This window comes from Pseudomonas sp. SDO524_S393, from assembly GCF_054071875.1.
Genome location: NZ_JBSVVZ010000142.1, coordinates 1 through 2,226, shown reverse-complemented (window position 1 = coordinate 2,226; position 2,226 = coordinate 1). Strand labels below are relative to the sequence as shown.

Genomic DNA, 2,226 nt, shown 5'->3' with positions numbered 1-2,226 from the left:
TGGGCGAAATCGAAGCGCGTTTGCTGGAACACGATTGGGTGCGTGAAACCGCCGTGTTGGCCGTCGATGGCAAATACCTGGTGGGCTACCTGGTGCTGCAAAACGCCGGTGATGATTGGCGCGACGTACTCAGTGCGCACCTGGCCCAGCAGTTGCCGGACTATATGGTCCCGGCGCAATGGATGCTGCTGGAACAGATGCCGCTGAGTCCCAACGGCAAGCTCGACCGCAAGGCGCTGCCCAAAGCCGATGCCAACCTGCAAGCCCGCGAATATGTGGCGCCGGCCAGCCAGCTGGAACAGCAGATCGCCGCGATCTGGGCCGACGTGCTGGACGTTGAGCGCGTCGGCCTTGACGACAACTTCTTCGAACTGGGCGGGCACTCGCTGTTGGCCACGCAAGTGGTGGTGCGCCTGCGCGATCAGTTGCATGCCGAGTTCGACGTCAAATCGATTTTCACCACGCCCACCCTGGGCGACTTCAGTCGCTACGTGGCGTCCCGCCAGACAAATAATTCGCCAGTGCAGGATGCATTGGCTAAATCCTTGGAGGCTCTCAAACGTCTATCAGCAGAAGATTTGGATAAATTGATTTCCTGAGGGGCGTGGCGTGCAAGCATTAATCGAGTCGGTGGGTTCACTTTCTGCGCAGCAAAAGAAAGCGTTGGCGGTCATGCTCAAGCAACAAGGCATCAACCTGTTTGAGATTGCCCCGGTTTTCAAGCGTCAGGACGGTGAAGCGCTGCGACTCTCCTATGCCCAGGAACGCCAGTGGTTTTTGTGGCAGTTGGAGCCGCACAGCGCGGCGTACCACCTGCCGCGTGCCTTGCGCCTGCGCGGTCGCCTGGATCACGCGGCCTTGCAGCGCAGCTTCGATACGCTGATCGCCCGTCACGAAAGCCTGCGTACCCACCTGCACCAGGACGCCGACCAGGTGCTGCAAGTGGTCAAGCCTGAACTGCGTGTGGATATCGCCCATGAACCCGGCGACTCCACCCGGCTCGAAGCGTTGGTGCAGGCGGAAGTCGCCAAGCCTTTCGACCTGCAGCAAGGCCCGCTGCTGCGGGTCAAGTTGCTGCAACTGGCGCCCGATGAACACGTGCTGGTGCTGGTGCTGCACCACATCGTTTCCGATGGCGTGTCGATGCAAGTGATGGTCGATGAGCTGGTGCAGTTGTACGTCGCCTACAGTCAGGGTCAGGACGCGCGCCTGCCCGAGTTGCCGATCCAGTACCCGGACTATGCCCTGTGGCAACGCAGCTGGATGGAAGCCGGTGAAAAAGAGCGGCAACTGGGCTATTGGCGCGAGCAGTTGGGCGGCGAACAGCCGGTGCTGGAGCTGCCGCTGGATCATCCGCGCCCGGCGGTGCAGAGCTATCGTGGCGCGAGGGTGGACATCGGCCTGGACGCGGCCTTGGTCAACGGCCTGAAAGCCTTGGCCCAGCGCGAGGGTGTGACCCTGTTCATGCTGTTGCTGGCTTCGTTCCAGACCCTGTTGTATCGCTACAGCGGGCAGTCGGATATTCGCGTCGGCGTGCCGATCGCCAACCGCAACCGCGCGGAAACCGAGCGCCTTATCGGTTTCTTCGTCAACACCCAGGTGCTCAAGGCCGATATCGACGGGCACATGACCTTCAGCCAGTTGCTGGCCCAGGTCAAACAGCGGGCGCTGGAGGCCCAGAGTCACCAGGACTTGCCCTTCGAACAGTTGGTGGAAGCGCTGCAACCGGAGCGCAGCCTGAGCCATAACCCGCTGTTCCAGGTGATGTTCAACCACCAGACCGAAGGGCGTAAGGCCCGTGGCGAACAGCAGTTGCCGGGGCTGGGAGTGGAAGCGCTGGAGTGGGACAGCCAGAGCGCGCCGTTCGACCTGAGCCTGGATACCCAGGAGTCCCCCGAGGGCATCGGCGCGTCGCTGACCTACGCCACTGACTTGTTCGACGCCACCACCGTGCAGCGCATGGCCGAGCATTGGCAGAACCTGTTGCGGGCGGTGGTCGGGCGCGCGGGTAATCGCATTGCGCAGCTGGGTCTGTTGGTGGACGACGAGCAGCGCGCCTTGTTGCAGGACTGGAACCGCAGCGTACCGGCGTTCGAAGACGTGGCGGGGGTGCAGGGGCTTTTCGAGGCCCAGGTTCGTCAGCGTCCCGACGCGGTTGCCCTGTGCCTGGGCGAGCAGTCGATCAGTTATGCCGAGCTGAACCGCCAGGCCAACCGCCTGGCCCAT

The 2,226-nt window shown here is 62.6% G+C and carries 2 protein-coding genes; both read left to right on the top strand.

Annotated features, from left to right (window positions below):
• On the top strand, nt 1-599 hold a 599-nt coding region (locus ACW9IB_RS29355; RefSeq protein ID WP_457416810.1), incomplete at its 5' end, for a phosphopantetheine-binding protein.
• 10 nt (nt 600-609) lie between these two features.
• Nucleotides 610-2,226: condensation domain-containing protein (locus tag ACW9IB_RS29350; protein WP_457416808.1), on the top strand; the 1,617-nt coding region annotated here is incomplete at its 3' end.